The organism is Bacillus sp. CBEL-1 (genome assembly GCF_004348885.1).
GTDB lineage: Bacteria > Bacillota > Bacilli > Bacillales > Bacillaceae_H > Priestia > Priestia aryabhattai_A.
The window spans coordinates 927,041-949,958 of record NZ_SBIM01000013.1 but is presented as its reverse complement, the minus strand read 5'-3'; the positions used below and the strand labels follow the sequence as shown (position 1 = coordinate 949,958).

19 protein-coding genes are annotated in these 22,918 nt (G+C 37.7%); 17 read left to right on the top strand and 2 right to left on the bottom strand.

What is annotated here, in order from left to right; genetic code table 11:
• Nucleotides 1–15 precede the first annotated feature (15 nt).
• From EPL02_RS14790 to EPL02_RS14760, 7 genes are read left to right on the top strand one after another with little or no spacing between them, the layout of a single operon-like run.
• Entirely contained in the window at nt 16–1,380 is a 1,365-nt protein-coding gene (locus EPL02_RS14790) for an aspartate aminotransferase family protein (RefSeq protein WP_131888127.1), read from the top strand.
• A 1-nt stretch (nt 1,381) separates the two neighbouring features.
• Nucleotides 1,382–2,905: a pyridoxal phosphate-dependent decarboxylase family protein gene (locus EPL02_RS14785; RefSeq protein WP_131888126.1), complete on the top strand. Its 1,524-nt coding sequence runs from the start codon at nt 1,382–1,384 to the stop codon at nt 2,903–2,905.
• Nucleotides 2,883–4,625 carry an IucA/IucC family protein gene (locus tag EPL02_RS14780; protein ID WP_131888125.1) on the top strand — a complete coding sequence of 581 codons (1,743 nt, stop codon included), beginning with the start codon at nt 2,883–2,885 and terminating at the stop codon, nt 4,623–4,625. The genes EPL02_RS14785 and EPL02_RS14780 overlap by 23 nt, the downstream gene beginning before the upstream one ends.
• The gene (locus tag EPL02_RS14775; RefSeq protein ID WP_131888124.1) at nt 4,622–5,221 is read left to right on the top strand and encodes a GNAT family N-acetyltransferase; all 600 of its coding nucleotides are present in this window, start codon (nt 4,622–4,624) and stop codon (nt 5,219–5,221) included. The genes EPL02_RS14780 and EPL02_RS14775 overlap by 4 nt, the downstream gene beginning before the upstream one ends.
• Complete coding sequence (locus tag EPL02_RS14770) at nt 5,200–6,483, top strand: lysine N(6)-hydroxylase/L-ornithine N(5)-oxygenase family protein (RefSeq protein ID WP_131888123.1); 1,284 nt, start codon at nt 5,200–5,202, stop codon at nt 6,481–6,483. The genes EPL02_RS14775 and EPL02_RS14770 overlap by 22 nt, the downstream gene beginning before the upstream one ends.
• A 6-nt stretch (nt 6,484–6,489) precedes the next feature.
• Nucleotides 6,490–7,647, top strand: coding sequence for an MFS transporter (locus EPL02_RS14765; protein WP_131888122.1), 1,158 nt, complete (start codon nt 6,490–6,492; stop codon nt 7,645–7,647).
• A complete protein-coding gene (locus EPL02_RS14760) occupies nt 7,644–9,449 on the top strand; it encodes an IucA/IucC family protein (RefSeq protein ID WP_131888121.1) in 1,806 nt (601 codons plus the stop codon). Before EPL02_RS14765 ends, EPL02_RS14760 begins: the two co-directional genes overlap by 4 nt.
• Before the next feature lie 168 nt (nt 9,450–9,617).
• On the opposite strand, the gene EPL02_RS14755 is transcribed toward EPL02_RS14760, so the two are convergent.
• Complete coding sequence (locus EPL02_RS14755; RefSeq protein ID WP_483295835.1) at nt 9,618–12,020, bottom strand: penicillin acylase family protein; 2,403 nt, start codon at nt 12,018–12,020, stop codon at nt 9,618–9,620.
• A 309-nt stretch (nt 12,021–12,329) separates the two neighbouring features.
• On the opposite strand from EPL02_RS14755, the gene gntK reads away from it, so the two are divergent.
• The 5 genes from gntK to EPL02_RS14730 all read left to right on the top strand — a co-directional run bounded on the left by gntK (nt 12,330) and on the right by EPL02_RS14730 (nt 17,222).
• The gene (gene gntK / locus EPL02_RS14750; protein WP_131888489.1) at nt 12,330–13,880 is read left to right on the top strand and encodes a gluconokinase; all 1,551 of its coding nucleotides are present in this window, start codon (nt 12,330–12,332) and stop codon (nt 13,878–13,880) included.
• A gap of 63 nt (nt 13,881–13,943) precedes the next feature.
• Nucleotides 13,944–14,846 (top strand): formyltetrahydrofolate deformylase, encoded by a 903-nt coding sequence (purU, locus tag EPL02_RS14745; protein WP_094913219.1) that lies wholly within the window; start codon nt 13,944–13,946, stop codon nt 14,844–14,846.
• Between the two features lie 304 nt (nt 14,847–15,150).
• Entirely contained in the window at nt 15,151–15,945 is a 795-nt protein-coding gene (locus EPL02_RS14740) for a thymidylate synthase (RefSeq protein WP_094913218.1), read from the top strand.
• On the top strand, nt 15,942–16,421 hold the full coding sequence (locus EPL02_RS14735) for a dihydrofolate reductase (RefSeq protein ID WP_131888120.1): 480 nt from the start codon (nt 15,942–15,944) through the stop codon (nt 16,419–16,421). Before EPL02_RS14740 ends, EPL02_RS14735 begins: the two co-directional genes overlap by 4 nt.
• Nucleotides 16,422–16,469: 48 nt before the next feature.
• Nucleotides 16,470–17,222, top strand: coding sequence for a lysophospholipid acyltransferase family protein (locus EPL02_RS14730; protein WP_286175454.1), 753 nt, complete (start codon nt 16,470–16,472; stop codon nt 17,220–17,222).
• Here the strand turns inward: EPL02_RS14730 and EPL02_RS14725 are convergent.
• Nucleotides 17,219–17,461, bottom strand: a complete 243-nt coding sequence (locus tag EPL02_RS14725; RefSeq protein WP_094913216.1) for a hypothetical protein — start codon at nt 17,459–17,461, stop codon at nt 17,219–17,221. The genes EPL02_RS14730 and EPL02_RS14725 overlap by 4 nt on opposite strands.
• Nucleotides 17,462–17,625: 164 nt before the next feature.
• Here EPL02_RS14725 and ilvA point away from each other — a divergent pair, with 164 nt between their 5' ends.
• The 5 genes from ilvA (at nt 17,626) to EPL02_RS14700 (ending at nt 22,704) form a co-directional block, all read left to right on the top strand.
• Nucleotides 17,626–18,897 (top strand): threonine ammonia-lyase IlvA, encoded by a 1,272-nt coding sequence (gene ilvA / locus EPL02_RS14720; protein WP_094913215.1) that lies wholly within the window; start codon nt 17,626–17,628, stop codon nt 18,895–18,897.
• Nucleotides 18,898–19,069: 172 nt separating this feature from the next.
• Nucleotides 19,070–19,321: a DUF2535 family protein gene (locus tag EPL02_RS14715; protein ID WP_094913214.1), complete on the top strand. Its 252-nt coding sequence runs from the start codon at nt 19,070–19,072 to the stop codon at nt 19,319–19,321.
• Nucleotides 19,322–19,487: 166 nt separating this feature from the next.
• The gene (locus EPL02_RS14710) at nt 19,488–20,330 is read left to right on the top strand and encodes a DegV family protein (RefSeq protein WP_094913213.1); all 843 of its coding nucleotides are present in this window, start codon (nt 19,488–19,490) and stop codon (nt 20,328–20,330) included.
• Between the two features lie 145 nt (nt 20,331–20,475).
• A complete protein-coding gene (locus tag EPL02_RS14705) occupies nt 20,476–22,098 on the top strand; it encodes an ATP-binding protein (protein WP_131888119.1) in 1,623 nt (540 codons plus the stop codon).
• A 48-nt stretch (nt 22,099–22,146) separates the two neighbouring features.
• Nucleotides 22,147–22,704, top strand: coding sequence for an SCO family protein (locus EPL02_RS14700; RefSeq protein ID WP_131888487.1), 558 nt, complete (start codon nt 22,147–22,149; stop codon nt 22,702–22,704).
• Nucleotides 22,705–22,918: the final 214 nt, after the last annotated feature.

The following is a 22,918-nucleotide window of genomic DNA, read 5'->3' as shown; positions in this document are numbered from 1 at the left end:
ATAGGAGGATTATTCATGTCTATTTCAATAACAAATCAATCTACAAATGAAGCGTTACTTTCACAACAAGAACTTCGCGAATCAAATGCGAGATCTTATCCAAGAAGAATTCCAATTGCTATTCAAAAAGCAGAGGGTGTCATCATCACGGATATGAATGGCAAAGAGTATATTGATTGTTTAGCAGGAGCGGGCACTTTAGCGCTTGGTCATAACCATGAAGTAGTCCATGAAGCGATTCAACAGGTATTAGCTGATCGTATTCCTTTACATACATTAGATTTAACTACGCCGGTTAAAGAAGCGTTCGTAGATGAGTTGTTTGCAAATTTACCAACTGATTTTGCAAAAAAAGCAAAAGTGCAATTTTGTGGGCCTACGGGTGGAGATGCAATTGAAGCAGCGTTAAAGCTTGTAAAGACGGCTACGGGGAACCGAACTATTTTGTCGTTCCAAGGCGGCTACCATGGTTCTACTCATGGCACATTAAGCATTAGCGGAACAATAAGCCCTAAAGAGCGAATTCATGCCTTAGTTCCAGATACACATTTCTTACCTTATCCCTACGAATATCGTTGTCCATTTGGAATCGGTGAAGGTGGTCACGAAGTAATTAGCACATACATTGAAAACTTACTAGACGATCCGGAAAGCGGTATTGTTAAACCAGCAGGAATTGTTGTTGAAATTGTTCAAGGTGAAGGAGGTTCGGTACCTGCTCCTGTTGCATGGTTGAAAGAGCTTCGTCGTATTACAAAAGAGCGTCAAATTCCGTTAATTATTGATGAAGTGCAAACTGGAATTGGTCGAACGGGTAAAATGTTTGCCTTTCAGCATGCTGATATTGAACCAGATGTTCTGGTGTTATCAAAAGCAATAGGCGGTAGCTTACCACTATCTGTTGTTGTATACGATAAAGCGTTAGACCAATGGGAACCAGGTGCTCATATCGGCACTTTTCGCGGTAATCAGCTCGCAATGGCAACGGGACAAGCAACGCTTAGCTTTGTGAAAGAGCATGCTTTAGATGCACACGCCCATGAACTTGGAACATACATGCAAATGCAGCTAAAAGCCATCCAAGCCGATAGTTTTTCTATTGGAGATGTTCGTGGTCGAGGGTTAATGATTGGAGTAGAAATTATCGATTGGTCTAAGCCAGCCAACAAGATTGGAGCCCATCCTGGAAATGGAGAGTTAGCGAAGATGATTCAGCAAGAGTGCTTTAATCGAGGAGTTATCTTAGAAGTTGGAGGAAGGCATGGAGCAGTTATTCGCTTGTTACCACCTTTAATTTTAAGTCAAGCTCAGGCTGATGATATCTTAGAGCGCTTTAAAGAATCGGTAAAAGCAGCAGAAGCTAAGTGGGTGAAAAGATAAGATGGAACAAGATTGTCAAAAGTGGTTTCTATCCCAGGATAATCAAAGCTTGAAAACGTATAGGAAGTTAATGAATCAGTCTATAGAGATGATCTCAAATTATTATAAAACAGTCGACAAGCCTTATCATCATTGGCAACTAGAAGATTGCTTTGAGCACTTTAATGCTGAAATGACATTCAAAGAAAAGGGACGCACGTTCACAGAACTGACAGAGGCCCTAGAGCAACTTGTTTTAAAGCATTCCTTGCATATTTCTCATACCGGAGCAATGGCACATTTGCATTGTCCTCCAGCTATACCTGCTTTGGTTGCAGAAGTGTTTATCACAGCTCTCAATCAGTCGATGGACTCTTGGGATCAAAGTCCAATTGCGACTTATATAGAAGATGCTGTCATTAAAGAGTGCATCAAGCAAATTGGATATGGATCAAACGCAAACGGTGTATTTACAAGTGGTGGAACGCAATCAAATTATATGGGGATGCTACTAGCTCGCAATGATTATTGTAAGCGAAAGCTTAAAGCAAACGTACAGCAAGAAGGTCTACCACCTGAAGCAAATAAACTGCGAATCTTTTGTTCTGAAAAAGCACACTTTACAGTTCAGCAATCTGCTGCACAGCTTGGTTTAGGGATAAGCGCAGTTATTCCAGTAAAAGTAAACGAGCGCTATGAGATGTGCATAGAAGATTTACGTGCAAAGATAGAGCTTTCTCAAGAAAGTGGAGAGCTTCCGATGGCCATTGTAGCAACAATTGGAACCACTGATTTTGGAAGTATCGATTCTCTTTATGGTATTAATCAACTAGCATCAACTTATGATATGTGGGTGCACGCTGATGCTGCGTATGGTGGTGGCTTATTGTTCTCAGGGATAAATAGACATCTAGTTCAAGAGCTAAAGCTTGCAGACTCCATTACAATCGACTTTCATAAGTGGTTTTATCAGCCTATTAGCTGCGGTGCCTTCTTTGTAAATGATGAAAAAGCCTTTCAGCATATTCAACTTTATGCAGACTACTTAAATCCAGAAGAAGATGAGCATCTTCACCTTGTTAACCGTAGTATTCAAACAACTAAACGTTTTGATGCTCTTAAGGTTTGGCTAACGTTTCAAATGATGGGTACATCTTCTTTTGGTCAATTGATTGACCAAACTATTCAAAATGCGAGGAAGTTAGCTGAATATTTACAAGAACATTCAATGGTTAAAGTTATGAATGAACCGACGATGAACGCTGTTGTATTTAAGTATCAATGCAAAGAGCTAGGAGAAAGTGCTGAAGATCAAAAGTATATTGAAAACAAAATTAATACAATGATTCAGCAACAGCTATATGAAGCAGGAACCTTTGTTATAGCAAAAACAAAAGTGAACCAAGAAGTATGTTTAAAAGTAACAATGTTGAATCCGATGATTGAGTTTGAAAACTTAAAACAATTTATAAAAGAGGTACTTCAACTTGGTAGCGAGTTGGAGCAGAAGGAGGAAGCGTTACGTGAATGCGCAACAATCAGCTAATTTTATTACGATGCAAAATGTAGTGAACTGTTATGTAAGAGAAACAGGAAAGGGAACATGGGTAAAAGCGGGGGAGACTGAAGAACTTGTTGTCCCCCTAGAAAAGCAGCCCGTCACGCTCTATTTCCCAGTTTATTATCGGTCTTTAACTGGACGTCATCTATTAAAAGAGCAAATGGTATATCAAGTAGAAGGGCATGAGCGTCAAGAGCTAGATTTGTTAACACTATTGGCGCTGCTAATGAAAGAAGTAACGGAGGACTTACTTCAAATAAATGAACTGATTGTTCGCGTACTATTAAGTTATGAAAATATGAAGCAATTCATTGAAGTGAGACAAGCAGAACTTCAAGAGTGTTACGGGGCTGATAAGAACTTTTTACAATCCGAACAAGCGCTTTTAATTGGGCACCAGCTTCACCCAACTCCTAAAAGTAGACAAGGGATTTTGCCTGAAGAAGAAGTAATCTTCGCTCCAGAGCTAAAGGGAAAGTTTCAACTACACTATTTTTGCGCAGAAGCTTCATTGGTTAAACACGGCTCTGCACTGGAAAAAGCAAGTTTAATCATTAAAAAACAGCTGTTAGAAGACGCAGAAGTATCAAGTGAATTTAAAGCTAACTATTGCCAAGACGAAGAAAATGTATTGATTCCAATGCATCCTCTTCAAGCAAGATATTTACTTGGAAAATCAGAAGTTTGTGACTGGATTCAAAGCGGGCAACTTTCATATCTAGGCCCTCAAGGACAAGCGTTTTATCCCACTTCGTCTGTACGAACTGTGTATAACTCAAACGCAGACGTTATGTATAAGTTTTCAATACCTGTAAAAATAACAAATTCACTTCGCGTTAATAAACGAAAAGAGCTGTACCGAGGTGTAGAGGTAACGGAACTTTTACGTGCTGGTTTAGAGGAAGAGCTTCAGGTTCATCATCCTGCTTTTAAGATTATTAAAGATTTTGCATACGTCACGCTTGGTGAAGAAGAGCTTGGATTTGAGGTTGTAATTCGAGAAAACCCTTTTAAGGGAACAGAAGGGGATTCGACTACTCTTTTAGCAAGTTTATGTCAAGATCATGTGTACCGTCACCATACGCAGCTTCAAGAGATTATTCATCGTTTAGCTAAAGCTGAAAACCGATCACTGGAAGCTGTTAGTCAAGATTGGTTTAACCAGTATTTAGACATTTCGTTAAAGCCAATGATGTGGTTGTATACAGAAAAAGGAATTGCGCTTGAAGCGCATCAGCAAAACTCAATTATCAAACTGACAAAAGAAGGCTATCCCAAAGCATTTTATTATCGCGATAACCAAGGATATTATTTTATGCGCTCTAAGCAAGAAGACCTGCAAAAACTTGTCAAAGGCTTAAACCAGATGAGTGATACAGTTTGTGATGATGCGGTTGCTGAAGAGAGGTTTCGTTATTATGTTATCTTTAATCATTTATTTGGCTTAATTAATGCTTTTGGGACAAGTGGGCTAATTGAAGAAAGCAAGCTGATTGAACAGATGCGTACGGTCATTTTGGGATATGAAAAGAATGATCATACAAATCTAGTTAAGAGTATGCTTTCTCAAGAAAGTTTGCCTTGCAAAGCCAATTTATTAACGCGCATTCATGATATGGATGAGCTAGTTGGTAGTTTAGAAACACAATCTGTTTACGTGGATGTCACTAATCCGCTTGCGGTTTTAGAAGGTGTGTATAAATGAAGCTATTAGCTGAAAATCATTATCCTATCTCAGTATGGGATGCAAAAATCAAAAAAGAGATTACGTTTCGCTATGTAACGTTTGAGAAAGATTTTGACCGCTTGCATGGTTGGATGAATCAAGAGCACGTCATTCCGTTTTGGAATTTGGATAAGCCAAGAGCTGAGTATGCATCTCATTTAAAGCACTTTTTAGCAAAAAAACATCAGCACCTATTAATTGGTGAAATAGATGGGCAACCAATGAGCTATTGGGAGGCGTACATGGTCTCTGAAGATTTAATCCGTCATTATTATGACTATGAAAAAGGAGATCAAGGCATTCATCTGTTAATTGGCGAGAAAGATTATCTTGGCAAAGGATTTATTTATCCATTGATGCTAACGCTCATGAAAAGAATGTTTGAAGTATCCGAAACAAAGCGTATTATGGCTGAACCAGATATTCGAAATGAAAAGATGATTCATGTTTTTGAGAAATGTGGCTTTCGACAGTTAAAGACGGTTGATCTTCCGGATAAAACAGCTATGCTTCTTTATTGTCAACAAGACGTGTTTGAAAGTAGGTGGAACGCATGGATTCAAGGGAAGTTTTAGAGGTTATTGGAGTTGGAATTGGGCCATTTAACCTTGGACTAGCAGCTTTATTAGAAGAAACGGAATACTCGTATAAATGCTTTGATCAGAAACCTCAGTTTAATTGGCATCCAGGTATGCTTTTAGAAGGAACTACGCTACAGGTGCCGTTTATGGCTGATTTAGTAACGATGGTTAATCCATCTAGCCCCTATAGTTTCTTACGCTATTTACATGAACACGAACGATTGTATCAATTTTATTTCTTTGAGAAATTTCACATTCCACGAACTGAATACAATCATTATTGTCAATGGGTAGCTAATCAGTTAAAAGGGCTGCAGTTCAACAGCAAGGTTCAGAAAATTGAAATAGAAAAAGAGCAGCTATATAAAGTAACAGTTGAGGAAAGTGGTAAACCAACCGTTTACTACGCGAAAAATGTAGTAGTAGGGGTAGGAACAAATCCAGCAGTTCCAGCTGACTTTAAAAGTTTACAAAGTAATCAATTCTACCATTCTGCTTGCTATAAGCAAAATCGTGATGAAACCGTTAAAGCTCGTCATATTACGGTCGTTGGTTCCGGGCAAAGTGCGGCTGAAGTAGTGTATGATTTGTTGCAACATCAACAGGAAAACAACTATGAACTCCATTGGTACACAAGGTCTAAAGGGTTTTATCCAATGGAGTATTCAAAGCTGGGGTTAGAACATTTTTCACCAGAATACACCCGTTATTTCTATCACTTAAATCAGGATAAAAAAAGAGAGGTGTTAAAAAACCAAGCCCTCTTATATAAAGGAATTAGTTTTGATACGATTGCTGACATTTATGAACATTTGTACGAACGAACGGTTGGTGGAAAAGCTTCTCCTATTCATATGCAAGCACTAACAGAAGTCCAAGATGTTCGTCGAGAAGAAACTGACTATAAACTCACCCTTTATCAATATGAGCAAGGTCAAACCAAAGAATTGAAAAGTGATGTTGTTATTATGGCTACAGGATATATCAGCAGCTTTCCATCATGCTTAGAAAGTTTACAATCTCATTTACTATTTGATGAGAATGGACAACTGCAAATTGATGAACAGTTCAAAGTCAGGACTCAATCTGTTGAAGCCAATTTGTTTATTCAAAATGGAGAGCTTCATACACACGGCGTGGGGGCTCCGGATTTAGGGCTAGGTGCTTACCGAAATGCAGTTATCATTAATCAAATTGCAGGAAAACAAGTCTATAAAGTTTACAGTAAGAATGTCTTTCAACAGTTTGGTGTGTAACGCAAAATGAGTCGCTCGTGGATTATATTTACGTGCTTGTTTATGACAGTGGTGTCGGAAGTTCTCTTGTCACCTTTCTATCCCCAATTTTTCACAGAGTTCTTTCAGGTTGATGGCTTACAGGCGACATCCTTATTTATTATTTGTTGTCGAATGGTTGCTATTATTATGACTCCGATTTGGGGGATTCTTTTAAAAAAGTGGGAGGTTGAAAAAGTAAGCGTGTATGCGCTTATTAGCATAGGTATTTGCAAACTAATGTTGAGCGAAAGCAACAGCTTTTTCATGTTCTTATCTTTTTCACTTCTACTACTTGTATTTCAAAGCTGCCTATATTTACTGTATCCACACCTGGTAAGCACAAGTGAAAATAAAGAGAAAAAAGCAGCAACTTATCTCTTGGCATTGCACGGTGGAATAATTGTTGCAAGTCTGGCTGGAAGCTTCGTCATTTCATGGGAAATGCCGCTTTTAATTTATAAGCTATTTGCGTGCACTGATTTGATTTTTGCCGCTATTTTTGCCAAAGGGTTTAGTGGATCTAAAAAAGCCAAGGACAACAGGCGGGTTATTCGCACATCCTTTCCAACACGCCTAATTGGCTATTTGCTGGCCGTTTTTCTTTTCCATGTCGCTCACAATATGGTAAGGCCATACTTTACGGTTTTTGTTTCAAATGAATATGGAATCGATGAATGGTTAAATGCAATGCTTTACGTGATGCCAAGCGTAATGGCGATTGTGCTAAAGTTTATGCTCCCTCCAGGAATGTTCGATCGCTTTAATATGATGTATGTATTATATGGAGTATTGGCATTTAGCTCAGTCGTCTTAATCATACAAGCTTTTACATCATCGCTAGTTCTTTTTATAATCAGCAGATGTTTATATGGAATAGGATTCTACATTAGTCTCCTACTTATTGATCTTTATCTTTTTAAGCAAAGCAATACGGAGACAGTTTCTTATTATAGTTGGATGTTAACGGCACAGAATGTAGGTTTGCTCTTTGCGCCGCTACTTGCACTAATACTTGTTCAAAATGGCAAGCTTCATATTCCTCTTATTGGTGGTGGCATAGTACTGCTGATAGCAGTTCTATCATTTATTATGGCTCAGCAGAGGTTAACAATCTATAAATCGATAAAGGAGAATAAAGGATGAAAATAACAGATACGAATTTAACAGCATTTACAAAAGAGCGCTGGGATAAGGCAAATAATCAATTGCTTGCTAAAATGTTAGAGGAGTTTATGTATGAAAACATTATTACTCCAGACGAGGTAAAAGCAAATGGGAACAGTTCATGGTATGAATGGAAAGATCCTCGTGGAATTACTTATCGATTTGAAGCGAAAAAACGTCTATTTGATAGTTACGAAGTGTTAGAAGAAACAATTTATATAGAAGAAAATAATATGACAATTTCCTCTTCGAGAGCACTACAGCTATTAATCAGTCTGTCTGATTTTAATGAAATGTCTTTTTCAACAGCAGGACATTTAGCTAAAGAATATATGCATACCCTTGTTGCTGATCTTCACTTGCAAGAACGTCTTAGTGCCGATGAACTAGCAAACCTTGATTATGCAGAGCTTGAAGGTGAAATGACGGGACACCCTTGGATTACATATAACAAAGGACGAATTGGTTTTAGTTATAGTGATTATATGAAATTTGCTCCTGAACAAAAACAAGAGATTCAGTTATCATGGATTGCCGTTTCGAAAACAGTGAGCTCGTTCCATTCATTGATCCCTCTTAAGTTTCAACAAGTAATGGAACAAGAGCTAGGTGAAAAGACGGTAGAAGTATTTGAGAGCCAATTGAAGGAAAAAGGCTTGCAGCCAGCAGATTATTATTATCTACCTGTTCATGAATGGCAGTGGAATAATATGATTATTCCTTTATATGCACAATATTTAGCAGAAAATCTCATAATACCACTGGGTGAAGGAGATGATTATTACCTTCCACAACAGTCGATTCGAACATTTGTTAATACAACAAATCGTAATAAGTATCATGTAAAGTTACCAATGAGTATTTTAAATACGCTTGTCTATCGAGGGCTTCCGAGTGAACGGACGGTTATTGCACCTCAGGTAACAAAGCATATAAAAGACATTCGCGACAATGATTCATTCTTGCGAGATATATGTAAAGTGGGATTATTAGGGGAAGTAGCCACTTTAAATGTAGACCATCCGACATTTGCTGCAATAAAAGATGCTCCTTATCAATATTTAGAAATGCTTGGCGTCGTGTGGAGAGAAAGTATTTATCAGGAGTTAGAAGAAGGAGAGAAAGCTATTACCCTAGCAGCACTCTTGCATGTGGATTCTAAGGGGAAAGCATTGGTCTCCTCTTATATACAGCAGTCTGGCTTATCTGCTTCCCAGTGGATAGAAGCGTTAATGAGCGCAACTCTTCCACCGTTATTACATTACCTCTATCAATATGGAACGGTGTTCTCACCTCATGGTCAAAATACAGTTCTTGTTTTAAAAGAAGGTAAGCCTGTCCGCATTATTATGAAAGATTTTGTTGATGATGTAAACATTAGTGATCAGCCATTTAAAGAATTACAAAGTTTAACGCCCGAATTAAAAGCCGTATTGCGGAGCGAAAAACCAGCTGGCTTAACACAATTTATCTTAACAGGCTTGTTTATTTGTCACTTCCGTTATCTAGCGAAAGTGCTTGAAAATAAAGAAGAAATAAGTGAATATCAATTTTGGAATAGTGTTAGAAGTGAAATACTTCAATATCAAAAGCAATTTCCAGAGCTTAAAGAACGCTTTGAGCTATTTGATTTACTTCGTCCATCTGTGACTAAGCTTGCATTAAACCGAAATCGTATGTTCGATTACGGGTACAATGACGGTGAAGATCGACCACATGCAAGTGAACATGGAGAGGTAAAGAATGCGCTTCATGAAGTGGCAGCTATAAAGCAAGTCTAACAGCCAAGGTGCTATTGGTTACTAGATAAGCAGGAAGGATAATTGTAATTTTCGTAAGCCCTAAAAAAATTGACTATCCTAAAATGCTAAAGCCGATGTAGAAATCAACACACTTTCTACATCGGCTATTTATTATATTTCTAAAATTCTTTTTCTTTAGTATAAGCCCTAATTCTGTGGTACTAATATCAGCAAATCTGCGGCTTCACGGTATTTCTCACTCATCCATGTCATATGATAAGCTCCTTCAGTCCAATCATTCATTTGGTCAAGATACCAAGGACTCATTACATGACCTGACTGACCGGGACCAACGATATTGTAGCTCTCCAAAGGGTTTTTCATGTCCACGACCGTTCTCCAAGATGCTCCGTGGTTCACTTCTCCCGTTTCACTATTCCAACCAGCAGCTCCAACGGTCACGCGGCTTCCTCTCATTGGAACCGAGCCTTTTGCATTAAAAAGAAGATGCAAAGGCTTAACGGATGATAATGGATGAGTAAACTTGACCGCATGAACTTCGCCCCATTTCCAATTAGCAGGTGTTTCTCCTTGAAACGAACTAGCACGATTGACGGCATTCTTTAGAGATTTTTGTAGCACGTTTGGCAAACCGCCGTTTTCAGCCATCCATATTCCTTCTTTCCCTTCATGTGCTTGTCGTAAGAGTTGATCAACTACTTGGGCTTTTCCAGTGAACAGTTTTAGCATGTCATCACTAATCTCTTCATTAAATAAAACATTTGCTATTTCTTCCATCCAAAAATGGAAGAGTAGAGGTGCAGCTAGCTCGGTGTCATCTGTAAAATTCCAGTCTTCCAAGGTCTTAAGAGCTTCTTTATCTATCTCTCTTAAGGTAGAGGTATCAAGGTGTTCTAATAAAATTGGTGTAAACTCTTCCGCTTGGAGGTTGTAATGGTCAAGTTGTAGATGCATCATATCCTTAGCATTTAATTTTTCTTTGGATTCTAGCACATCTTGAATTCGTTGCTGACGATACGGTTGTGCCCATATGTTGGAGAGGTGATAAGGATACTCACTCCCAGCTATTTTGTTATTTGCTGTTGATATATAACCTTTCTCGGGATTGACAATAGTAGGCAGCTTATCCCAAGGGATGTAGCCATTCCATTCATACTCATCTGTCCAACCAGGAACAGGTAGTAAACTATCTCCTTTTTTCCGAATCGGTATTAAGCCATTTGCACGATATGCAATCGTTCCATCAGTAGAGGCAAAAACAAAATTTTGGGCTGGCGTATGAAAATATTCTAAGGTATCTTTGAATTCCTCCCAATTTTTTGCTTTGCTGAATTTCAAAACAGCTTCGAGCTCTGCGGAAGGATCTAGTGCAGTCCATCTCATTGAAAGAGCTGTGTTAGCTTCTTCGTAATGAGCAAATTCAGACAATATAGGGCCGTGTCTTGTTATCACAACTTCATAGTTTACAGCTTTCTCATCTTTAACTGGAATGGTTTCTGTTATAACTTCTGCAGGTTCCCATTTGTCTTTATACAAGAATTCGTGTTTGTTTTCAGGGTTACGCTTTTCAATATAAAGATCTTGTACATCTGGTCCAACGTTTGTTACGCCCCATGCTATAGTGTCATTACGCCCAAGAATAATGCCTGGAATACCTGCGAAAATAACACCACTGACGTTAACTTCTGGGGAACGGAGGTGAGTTTCATACCAAATAGCTGGTGTGGCTAAACCAAGGTGAGGATCATCAGCTAAAATTGGAAAGCCTGATGCAGATTTTTCTCCACTTATGACCCAGTTATTACTTCCATTAAATTCATGGGGAACAACGGCCTTAGCAAAACTTTTCTCTATATTAAGCGTAGAGTTTTTTACTGAATTAATAATGATAGGCCCGTCTTTTGGATAGCTTGGAAAAAGCTCCAGAGCCTTGTCTTCTGAGAAGTTCTGAAGTAAGTAATGACGAAATGCCTGGCCTTCCCAATGACCACCAAGATCGAATGCCATATATTTACCAATTGTTAAGGAATCCAGTTCGGACCATTCCGTTGGTTCATAGCCAAGAATGGTAAATTCGACTGGTAGCGTATTGTTTGCTTTGGCTTCTTTAATAAATTGATTTACTCCCTCAGTATAGGAGTGAAGCGCACTTATTGCCTCTTCTGAATAAAGCGCTATTGATTTTTCAGCAGCTCTTCTTAATCCTAATGTTCGAAAAAATTTATCTCGTTCAAGTGCTTGTTTTCCCACAACTTCACTTAGCATACCTGAAGCTTGTCTTCTGCTTAAATCCATTTGAAAGATGCGATCTTGCGCTGTTACATATCCTTGAGCCAAGAAGAGATCATGTTGATTTTTTGCTTCAATATGAGGAGTTCCTGCTGCATCACGATAAACGCTTACTTCCGCTTTTAACCCATTAATTTCTATTTTTCCTTCAGTTTGTGGCAAGCTTTTATGTAGAAACCAATAGAAGTATACCCCTGTTATGACTGCAAGTAGCAGAAACACAATAAATATTGTCATGGTAATTTTCCATCGTTTTTTGTTTAGCCAATTCGGCAATTTCTTTTTTATAACAACCTCCAATTTAACCCCTCCTTTTAATGATAACGCTTACACAATATAACCTATGTTCCTGTTAAATTATATAGAATGAAGTTACGGTATAGGTCGCAAAGATTTAGACTGTAGCAGGTGTACCTTATGAATAGAAGTGTTTACTTTTACATTTTTGGGTTGTTAGATCTAATGCTATATGTTTTAAATGCAAGGCATCAGGTAAAAAGAGTAGTGTGTAATTCATGTGCGGAAGCATGGTTTAAATCATTTTAGGAAAACCTCATAAATAAAGAACGCAGAGAGAAAAGGTTGGTGTTAAGTAACGTGACAACATATATGATAGGTGTTGATATTGGAACAACAACAACAAAGTCGGTTTTATTTACTGCTGATGGAAAAGTGAAGGAGTCACATCATGTTGGGTATCCTCTTCATACGCCGGATGCCCTAACAGCTGAACAGAAGCCAGATGAGATTTTTGCAGCTGTCCTATCAACAATTAAGAAAGTAGTGGCAAAGGGAAAGGTAAATAAAGAAGATTTAAAAGTTGTATCTTTTAGCAGCGCGATGCATAGCCTTATTGCTGTTGATGAAAGTGGTGAGCCACTTACAAATTGTATAACGTGGGCTGATAAGCGAGCGGCTACATATGCAGATAAGCTTTGTAATCAACGAATGGAACTATACAAGCGAACGGGTATGCCTCTTCATCCTATGTCACCTCTTGTTAAGATTAAATGGTTAAAGCATGAGCACCCCGAAATCTTTGAAAAAACAGCTAAATTTATTTCAATTAAAGAATATATATTCCATAAATTATTTGATGAGTATATAGTGGATTACTCCATTGCTTCTGCAACAGGGATGCTTAATTTAGAAACAAAACAATGGGATGAAGTTGCGTTAACAAATGCAGAAATCTCTTCTGTTCAACTATCTACTATTGTGCCAGCAACACATGTGAGCAAAGGAATTAAAAGTGAAATCGCTCATACGCTTAAAATTAATGAGGATACTCCTTTTGTAATAGGGGCAAGCGATGGCGTATTATCTAACTTAGGCTTAGATGCTATCGATCAAGGTGAGATTGCCATTACAATTGGCACAAGTGGGGCAATTCGAACGGTTACAAAAAAGCCTGTTCTAGATAAAGAAGGTCGAACATTTTGTTATGCATTTACCGATGACTTATGGGTCGTAGGAGGCCCTATTAATAACGGTGGAATGATTTTACGATGGGCAAAAGACGAATTGGCCAAAAGTGAATCTGCAGTTGCTGAGCGTTTAGATGTGAATGTATATGATTTACTTACGAAAATGGCCGATACAATTCGGCCTGGAGCTGAAGGGCTTATTTTTCACCCTTACTTATCAGGAGAACGGGCTCCTTTATGGGATGCAGACGCAAGGGGTTCATTCAGCGGGCTATCTCTTCATCATGGTAAAGAGCACATGATCCGTGCGGTGTTGGAAGGAATTATGTACAATCTATATACAGTGTTAGAGCCTCTTGAAGAACTACTTGGACCTGCTCGTGAAATTAAAGCTTCAGGTGGATTTGCTCGTTCTGAAGTATGGAAGCAAATGATGGCTGATATTTTTAATGCAGAAGTAAGAATTCCGGAAAGTTTTGAAAGCTCTTGTCTTGGCGCAGCCGTACTAGGTCTCTATGCAATCGGTGAGGTTGAATCCGTCAATGTGGTAGAAAAGATGGTTGGAAAAACTACACACTTAGAGCCGATTGCTGAAAATGTGAAAGTATATAAAAAAATCCTGCCAGTCTATCGAGATATTATGGATAGTATGAAGCCTCATTACGCGAAATTAGCAGAGCTTCAGCATGAAGAAGAAGCGAATCCTTACTCTAAAAATAAGAATGACGCTTGATAATCGGTAAACTTTCATTATAATGATAGAATAGTCTGTACATTCAAAGAGAGAGGGAACTTTATGAAATCGCATATTGAGCAACACGTAACATCATACAAAGAGAAGTATAAAAATAGAGGGCGGTTGTTAATTAGCTGTTCAGACCAACCTGGAATTGTGTCGGCTGTCTCTACGTTTTTATTTGAACAAGGAGCAAATATTGTAGAGTCTAGTCAGCATTCAACTAATCCAGAAGGTGGAACATTTTTTATTCGTTTTGAATTTGAATGCGACCGTTTGGATGAAAAAGGACCAGCAATGGAAGAAGCTTTCCAATCAATTGCAGAATCCTTTTCAATGGAAGCGAAGTTTACGTACGCACATCGCTTAAAGCGAACGGCGGTCTTTGTGTCAAAAGAGTTACATTGTTTATTAGAACTACTATGGGCTTGGGAAAGCGGCGACTTAATGAGTGACATTGCCGTAGTTGTTAGTAATCATGAAGATGCGCGTGAAGTCGTTGAATCTTTTGGAATTCCGTTCTATCACATTCCTGCAACAAAAGAAATTCGTGCTGAAGCGGAAGCACAGCAGCTTCAATTATTAAAGGACTATAACATAGATTTAATTATCTTAGCGCGTTATATGCAGATTTTAACGCCGACATTTGTAGCCGAAAATCCATATCGTATCATTAATATTCATCATTCGTTTTTACCTGCTTTTATCGGTGCAAAGCCATACGAGCGAGCGTACAAGCGTGGTGTTAAGCTAATCGGTGCTACTTCGCATTATGTAACGGATGATCTAGACGAAGGACCGATTATTGAACAAGATATCGAACGAGTAAATCACCGAGATGATGCGGAAGAACTGAAGAAAAAAGGGCGCTTAATTGAGCGTACCGTCTTAGCAAGAGCGGTAAAATGGCATTTAGAAGATCGGATTTTAGTTTACGGTAATCGCACAATCGTATTTAATTGATGAAAAGAGGCTGGGATATAAACGTTTCAGCTAATGATTTATCCGAGCTATTTAAAGTTAACTACTTTTTATAGCTCGGATTTTTTGTTGAGTAGGAACAAATTTTAAAAGACAGTGTTTGTAACAATGGAGCGAACATGTTTTAAAAACTATATCGTTTAGAAACGGGATGAATTGTCTCCACGAAGGAATCAGTTAGCTATGTCTTGGCTTTTTTCTATAAGAAACCCTGCACTTTCTCATAGACATGAGAAAAAATCGCCTATACAATAGAGAAAGACTTTTGAAAAAGGAAGTGTCGGAAGTGAAACAATATCTCGACTTATGTGAACATGTACTGAAACATGGAACGAAAAAAGAAGATCGGACAGGAACAGGAACAATTAGTACATTTGGTTACCAAATGCGATTTAACCTTCAAGAAGGGTTTCCTGCTTTAACAACTAAAAAGCTTCATTTAAAATCAATTATTCATGAATTATTATGGTTTTTAAGCGGTGATACAAACATCAAATATTTACAAGATAACGGCGTACGTATTTGGAATGAATGGGCTGATGAAAATGGAGAATTAGGCCCTGTTTATGGTCACCAGTGGCGCTCTTGGCCAACACCAGAAGGAAGTACCATTGATCAAATAACAAATGTTATTCATCAAATTAAAAATAACCCAGATTCAAGAAGGTTGATGGTAAGTGCGTGGAACGTTGCGGATGTTGATAACATGGCGCTTCCGCCATGCCACTGCTTATTTCAATTCTACGTAGCAGATGGTAAATTATCTTGTCAGCTATACCAACGCTCAGCTGATATTTTTTTAGGCGTACCTTTTAATATTGCATCCTATGCCCTTCTGACAATGATGGTTGCTCAAGTGTGCGATTTAGAACCAGGTGATTTTGTTCATACGTTTGGGGATGCTCATATTTATACAAATCACCTTGAACAAGTAAACCTACAGTTAACGCGTGAACCTCGTTCCCTACCAAAAATGAAGATTAACCCAGAAGTCAAATCTATCTTTGACTTTAAATTTGAAGACTTCGAGCTCGTTGAGTATGATCCGCATCCTCATATTAAAGGAGCGGTTAGCGTATGATTTCGTTAATTGTAGCGATGGACAACAACCGCCTAATTGGGAAAGAAAATGATTTACCTTGGCGTTTGCCAGCTGACTTACAGTATTTCAAGCAAACCACAACGGGCCACACAATTGTAATGGGACGTAAAACGTTTGAATCAATTGGCAAGCCTCTTCCAAACCGACGCAACGTTATTTTAACAGGGAATAAAGACTATCATCATGAAGGTGTAAAAGTTATTCACTCTGTTGACGATCTTATTTCTCTTGAAGAGGAAAGTGAGCTTTTTGTAATTGGTGGAGCAACAGTATATGAGCAAACTATGAATGTGGCGACTCGTTTATACGTTACTCATATAGAAGAGGCGTTTGAAGGAGATACATACTTTCCTGAAATTGATTCATCAGTTTGGAAAGAAGTATCCAAAAAGCAAGGTGTTAAGGATGAAAAGAATCCCTATGTTTACTACTTCACAGTTTATGAACGTTCATAATGAAATAACTACCCACAGCAAGTCAGTATGTTTATTGGGAGAAATAGAATGAAAATGATTCGAATGATTGTGTTTTTTATCTACTTTTTTACGTATCTTATTTTCAGCTTACCTACTCTATCTAAAATGAAGCGGCTGCCAACTGAGTGGAGTAATGAGCGTAAAAGACAAGAACAGCATCAGATCCCTAAACACTGGGCGCGCACTCTTGTAAAAATTGCTGGAGCCAATGTTGAAATAACTGGAAAATCCAACATTCCCAAGGGGCCAGTTCTGTTTGTAAGTAATCATGAAGGCAACTTTGATGTTCCCGTTTTACTTGGTTTTATAGAAAAGCCATTCGGCTTCTTTTCAAAAATTGAAGTAAAAAAAATTCCGCTTGTTGCAAGGTGGATGGAAGTAATGGACTGTGTGTTCATTGATCGAGCTAATCGCAGAGCATCGGTTCAAGCTTTAAAAGATAGTGTTTGCTTACTCGAAGAAGGTCATTCAATGGTCATTTTTCCAGAGGGGACACGAAGTAAAGGCGAAGGAATTGGTGAGTTTAAAAAAGGAAGTATAAGGATTGCGCTAGATGCTAAGGTACCAATTGTCCCTGTTGCTATCCAAGGAACATCGAAAATTATGGAACAGTCTAAAGTTGGGTTCCAAAAAGCAGATGTAACCATACGAGTTTTACCTGCAATTACAACGCATCTAGATGCAGAAAGTAATCCAAACGTGATTCACCATGAAGTTCGTGAGCAGATTATTCAAGCTTTAAACAATCATCATCAAATGCAATCAAAAAGCGTCTCTTAAGTGAGACGCTTTTTTTGTTCAATATATTCCTGCAAATGATGAACTAATTGTCTAAATTCTTCTGGATTAACAAATTGTTTCTCATTCCAGTGTTTTTGGACCCATTGCGTAAGCTCAGAAGCTGAATTGAACACTTCCCCGCTTGTATCTGCATTTCTTAGCATGTATCGTCCATTATCATCATCAACAGTTACTTCACAAGGAATGGCACTATCAATGCTTTTTAACGTATACTCCATGTTACTCACCAGCTTTCTATCTTTCTTTTTTACTGTTTACTATCCTGCTGAAAATATGCTGATTAAAAAAAATCAAAAGATTAACTAAAAATAATGATTTTTCTAAATTTTATGTGATATAATGTACAAATTAAAAAAAGGTAGGAAGAGGAAGGAAGTTGGTTATGAAACAACAAGTAGATAATCGAACAAAACATGTACAGTTAGAGGACATCATGATTGCGAATCAAATGATTAAAGATGTTGTTGTACATACACCACTACAGCGCAATGATGTGCTTTCTGAACGTTATGAATGTAACGTGTATTTGAAGCGTGAAGATCTGCAAGTCGTTCGTTCATTTAAAATTCGAGGAGCGTATAATCGTATTAAGCAATTGACGAAGCAGGAGTTAGAGCATGGAATTGCATGTGCAAGTGCCGGTAATCACGCACAGGGTGTGGCTTACGCTTGTCGCCATTTGAACATTGATGGCAAAATCTTTATGCCTAGCACTACTCCCCGACAGAAGGTCAACCAAGTTAAATTTTTAGGGAGAGATAATGTAAAGATTGTTTTAACAGGTGATACGTTCGATGATTCCTATGAAACAGCGATCCAGTGCAGTGAAGAAGAAAAGAGAACGTTTATTCACCCTTTTAATGACGTTGATGTAATTGCAGGACAAGGAACGGTTGCTGTTGAAATGTTTAATGATTGTGAAGATGAAATAGACTATGTGTTTGGAAGTATTGGGGGAGGCGGTCTAATTTCAGGCGTAGGGACCTATGTGAAAAGTATCTCTCCTAAAACAGCAGTTATTGGCGTAGAGCCTGCTGGAGCAGCTGGAATGCAAACGTCTTTTGATAGAGGGGAAGTTGTAACGCTTGAGTCTATTGATCCATTTGTAGATGGGGCAGCCGTAAAGACCGTTGGTAGCGTATCTTACGAGATTAGCCGAGAAGTGGTTGATGATATCGTTATTGTTCCTGAAGGGAAAGTCTGTACAACCATTCTATCCCTTTATAATGAAAATGCAATTATTGCAGAGCCTGCCGGTGCACTTTCCATCGCTGCTTTAGACTCTTATCGTGAACAAATCAAAGGAAAAACAGTAGTGTGCGTTATTAGTGGAGGAAACAACGACATTGGTCGTATGCAAGAAATCAAAGAGCGTTCCATGATGTATGAAGGTTTGCAGCATTATTTTATTGTGAACTTCCCTCAGAGAGCAGGAGCACTACGGGAATTTTTAGACGAAGTGCTTGGGCCAAACGATGACATTTCACGATTTGAGTATACAAAGAAAAATAACAAAGATAGCGGTCCAGCGTTGGTGGGTATCGAATTAAAACATAAAGAAGATTATTATCCATTAATTAGCCGAATGGATAAAAAAGGATTTCCTTATACGGAAATTAATAAAGAAAGTAGCTTGTTCCATTTATTTATTTAAAATTGATGGCATAGCCTGTAATAAATTAGCGGTATGACAAAGGAATGTCTCATTGTACGTCGAATATGATGTCCATGAGACATTTTTTCTAAAAATAAAGTAAAAATGAAAAGACAAGTAATTAGTTTACCATGTATAATAAAAGAAACGGGTAAAAAGAGGGTTGATCGCCTTGCTATTGAAAAGCCTTGAATTTAAACATGAGAATGGTCAAAAGGTAAAAATTATTGATATTCCAGTATTGGAGGAAGATAGCACATTTCGGTTTATAATCTCTGTAAAATTAAATGCTTTGATAACGGATATTATGAAGAAATCTATGCCGAAACAAACCTACTCGTTTCAAGAATATTTAAAACGTGTGTTGAAATGGAAAGATTATGAACAGCTATTTAAGTCTGACGCATTAAAACATAATGCTTGAAGAGAAAAAGTTGACTATTCTGAATTTTTCAGCGTAGTCAACTTTTTATGTTTTACGTGAAATAGTTGTATTATACTAACGTAGTAACAAACACTTTAGGATATTGCTGTAACCAAGTTTAGAACAATGCTATAATGAGCGCAAAGGATTTTGTAGGGGTGAACTCATGACGAAAATTAAAGTGGTAACGGATTCAACAATAGATTTAACCGTAGAGCAAGCAGCTCAATATGGTATTGAAATTGTTCCGTTATCGATTAATATTGATAATGAAACATATTTAGATCGAGTTGAAATAACGCCAAGTGATTTTATTGAAAAGATGAAAAGGTCTGATGTATTACCAAAAAGCTCTCAGCCAGCGGTTGGAGCCTTTGTTGAAGTATATGAGCGCCTTGTGAATGAAGGATACGATGTTTTATCAATTCATATGACAGGCGGTATGAGTGGTACAGTACGTTCAGCAGAAAGTGCTGCTAAAATGGTAGATGGAAATATTACCGTAGTGGATTCTATGTATATCTCAAAAGCGCTCTCTTTTCAGGTGTTTGAAGCTCTGGATATGATTAAACAAGGTTCTGAAATGCACGAAATTGTCCAGCGTTTGGATGAAATCCGTCGTAATACGACACTATTTGTTGTAGTCGATACGTTAGAAAATTTAATAAAAGGTGGGCGAATTGGACGAGGTAAAGCGTTAATTGGTTCGCTACTAAATATTAAGCCTATTGCTTCACTTGCTGATGGGGTATATACGCCTGTTGCAAAGGTTAGGAGTCATTCTCAAATCGTGAAATTTTTGACAAAGCAAATCGTCGAAGAGACGGCAGGAAAGCAAATTAAAGGTATCGGATTAGTACATGCAGAAGGGCGTGAACTAGCTGAAAAGCTGAGAGAATCGATTATTGCTGCCTGTGGCTATGAAGATTTTATAATTGAAGAGACAACACCTGTTATATCTACTCATACAGGGGTTGGTGCAATCGGGTTTATGTATTTTGCTGAATGAACTGAAAGTGATCTGTCTGATGAGCAGGTCACTTTTTTATTGGGAAAATCATATAGACTTCAACGTTAATAGTGGTGAAAAAATGTTATAATAGTTAAAAAGTAACCATTGTCTATTTTGAAAAAAATCTATATGGAGTGCAATCATGAGAAATTATATTCGGAATTTAAGTGTGTTTAACAAAACTGTTTTGTTCTCCACGTTAATTGTTATCATTGTTGGAGTTGGGACAGCTTCGGTTAGCTACTATCTCCAAAATGTAACGACCAAGCAGTTACTCACTCAGAATGCACTAACGACAACAAAGCTTTGGAAAGAGACGTTATCTCCTAATGAGATCACGCAATCTGTTAAGGCAGAAGATTTACCTAGTGCTTTAGCTCGAACAGGGATTGAGAAACAGTTTGAGCGTATTTATAAGGCAAGTCCAGAATATTTACAAGGTCATCTGTTTACAGTAGAACCTTATGAAAATCATGGATTTAAAATAGTTGTTACTGCTAATCCAAAGGTGCGTCAACAGCTTAACCCTTCTATGATATACTATGGAAAAAAAGAGTTTTATACCCATTTTATGAAAGCGAAAACAGAAAAAACAGAAGCGATAACAGATACATATACGGATCAGTTTGGGACATGGATTACTGCCTTTTCTCCTATTTTAAACGAAAAAGGCGAAGTTATTGCTATGCTGGCAATTGATGTTGATGCTAGCGTAATGACAATTTATCAGCAGCGTTTGTTTTCATTACTATTTTTTGCTCTTCTTTTTCTATTTACAATCATTATTTTTATTCAAGATTGGGGGCTGCGCGTGGTAATGGCGCCTCTTAAAGAATTAGTAGAGGGCATTAAATCAGTTAGTAATGGTAACTTTCAAGTTAAATTACAGCAGAAAGATGCTTCGGAAATTGGTCAAATCAGCCAGCAGTTTAATGTAATGACACAAAGATTACAGCATTTGTTCCAGCAGGTTGCTGCTACAAAAGAACAGTTGGCAGTAAAGCAACCGAGCTTGGAGTCTAGTGGAGATTTAGAAAAAGCTCTGGATGAACTTGAGATTATTATGGAACGAACGAAACTTCAAAAGGAGCTTCAGCGTGCAGAGAAGATGAATGCAATTGGTCAGTTAGCTGCATCTGTCGCGCATGAAATTCGAAATCCAATGACTGTGGTAAAAGGTTTCTTACAGCTGTTTCAAGATAACCAAAAGCTAACAAAATCGGAGTTGGGTTATATTCATTTAATGATTAGCGAAATGGACCGAGCCGAAGTTATCATTAACGATTATTTATCTTTAGCACGACCTGGGGTAAAAGAAGTAGATATTATTGACTGCATCGTAAGCGTAACGAGCTTAGTTGATTTATTGTCTTCATATGCACTGTTAACAAGCAATATTGAAATTGAAATTCAAACGAATCAGTTAGCATACGTTCGAGGCAATAAAAATGAATTTAACCAAGTGCTTCTTAACATTATGAAAAATGGTATTGAAGCTATGCAAGATGGTGGAAAGCTCTCTGTGTCTATTGATGTACAAGATAATCAAGTTCAAATTGCAATTAAAGATACCGGTGAAGGAATGACGAAACAAGAGTTGGAGAGGCTAGGAACAGCTTTTTATTCATTAAAAGAAAAAGGTACAGGGATTGGCTTAATGGTATCGTATCAAATTATAGAAGAAATGAGAGGCAAAATTACGGTTGAAAGTGAGAAAGGAAAAGGATCTACGTTTACTATTTTAATACCAGCATATAAAACGTAAACCATCGTACTGGGGGAAAAGATATTGAAAAACAACAATCAAAAGCTGATGCTACTGTGTTTGGTTTTAATTCTTGTTTTAGCAGCTTGTGGATCACAAATTAAAGACCCTTTAAATTGGAAGCTCAATTCTTTTACTTATACAAATCAAGAGAATAAAAAAGTTAGTCTAGACGATCTTAAGGGGAAGGTTTGGGTCTCTAATTTTATTTTTACAAATTGTGAAACAGTTTGTCCACCAATGACTGCTCATATGGCTAAGCTTCAGAAAATGGTGAAAGAAGAGGGACTTGATGCTAATTTTATTTCTTTTAGTGTAGATCCAGAGAATGATTCACCAGATAAATTAAAAGAGTTTGCTACTAAGTTTAATGCAGATTTTTCGAATTGGCATTTTCTAACGGGTTACACCCAACAAGAAATTGAAAAATTTGCTTTGGACCAATTTAAAGCTGTTGTGAAAAAGCCAGAAAAAGATCCGCAAGTTATTCATGCTACAACTTTTTATTTGATCAATAAAGAAGGCACTGTTATGAAGTCTTATAGTGGTGTAGGAGATACTCCATATGACGAGATTATTAAAGATATGAAAACGTTAAGTAAGTAAAAAGAAGGTATCTATGAGTTAAAAGTCGTATTTTAATTCATGGTTACCTTTTTTTAGAATAAACATTCTTATCCATCTTTCTACATATACTATAGACATGGAAAAGACCGCCCTTGACAAGGTATGTTACTATATAAAGATATATAAGTGCGCTATAGTAAATCTAGTCAAGCAAGGTGACAACTAGAATACAGCATAGTAAGTAGGTGTTGTG

What these genes read in the sequence shown, in the direction of transcription:
- EPL02_RS14775 (WP_131888124.1), top strand. Translation starts at nt 4,622, where the DNA reads ATGAAGCTATTAGCTGAAAATCATTATCCTATCTCAGTATGGGATGCA.
- EPL02_RS14730 (WP_286175454.1), top strand. Translation starts at nt 16,470, where the DNA reads ATGAAAATGATTCGAATGATTGTGTTTTTTATCTACTTTTTTACGTAT.
- EPL02_RS14710 (WP_094913213.1), top strand. Translation starts at nt 19,488, where the DNA reads ATGACGAAAATTAAAGTGGTAACGGATTCAACAATAGATTTAACCGTA.
- purU (WP_094913219.1), top strand. Translation starts at nt 13,944, where the DNA reads ATGAAATCGCATATTGAGCAACACGTAACATCATACAAAGAGAAGTAT.
- EPL02_RS14770 (WP_131888123.1), top strand. Translation starts at nt 5,200, where the DNA reads ATGGATTCAAGGGAAGTTTTAGAGGTTATTGGAGTTGGAATTGGGCCA.
- EPL02_RS14735 (WP_131888120.1), top strand. Translation starts at nt 15,942, where the DNA reads ATGATTTCGTTAATTGTAGCGATGGACAACAACCGCCTAATTGGGAAA.
- EPL02_RS14705 (WP_131888119.1), top strand. Translation starts at nt 20,476, where the DNA reads ATGAGAAATTATATTCGGAATTTAAGTGTGTTTAACAAAACTGTTTTG.
- EPL02_RS14700 (WP_131888487.1), top strand. Translation starts at nt 22,147, where the DNA reads ATGCTACTGTGTTTGGTTTTAATTCTTGTTTTAGCAGCTTGTGGATCA.
- gntK (WP_131888489.1), top strand. Translation starts at nt 12,330, where the DNA reads ATGATAGGTGTTGATATTGGAACAACAACAACAAAGTCGGTTTTATTT.
- ilvA (WP_094913215.1), top strand. Translation starts at nt 17,626, where the DNA reads ATGAAACAACAAGTAGATAATCGAACAAAACATGTACAGTTAGAGGAC.
- EPL02_RS14760 (WP_131888121.1), top strand. Translation starts at nt 7,644, where the DNA reads ATGAAAATAACAGATACGAATTTAACAGCATTTACAAAAGAGCGCTGG.
- EPL02_RS14725 (WP_094913216.1), bottom strand. Translation starts at nt 17,461, where the DNA reads ATGGAGTATACGTTAAAAAGCATTGATAGTGCCATTCCTTGTGAAGTA.
- EPL02_RS14765 (WP_131888122.1), top strand. Translation starts at nt 6,490, where the DNA reads ATGAGTCGCTCGTGGATTATATTTACGTGCTTGTTTATGACAGTGGTG.
- EPL02_RS14790 (WP_131888127.1), top strand. Translation starts at nt 16, where the DNA reads ATGTCTATTTCAATAACAAATCAATCTACAAATGAAGCGTTACTTTCA.
- EPL02_RS14785 (WP_131888126.1), top strand. Translation starts at nt 1,382, where the DNA reads ATGGAACAAGATTGTCAAAAGTGGTTTCTATCCCAGGATAATCAAAGC.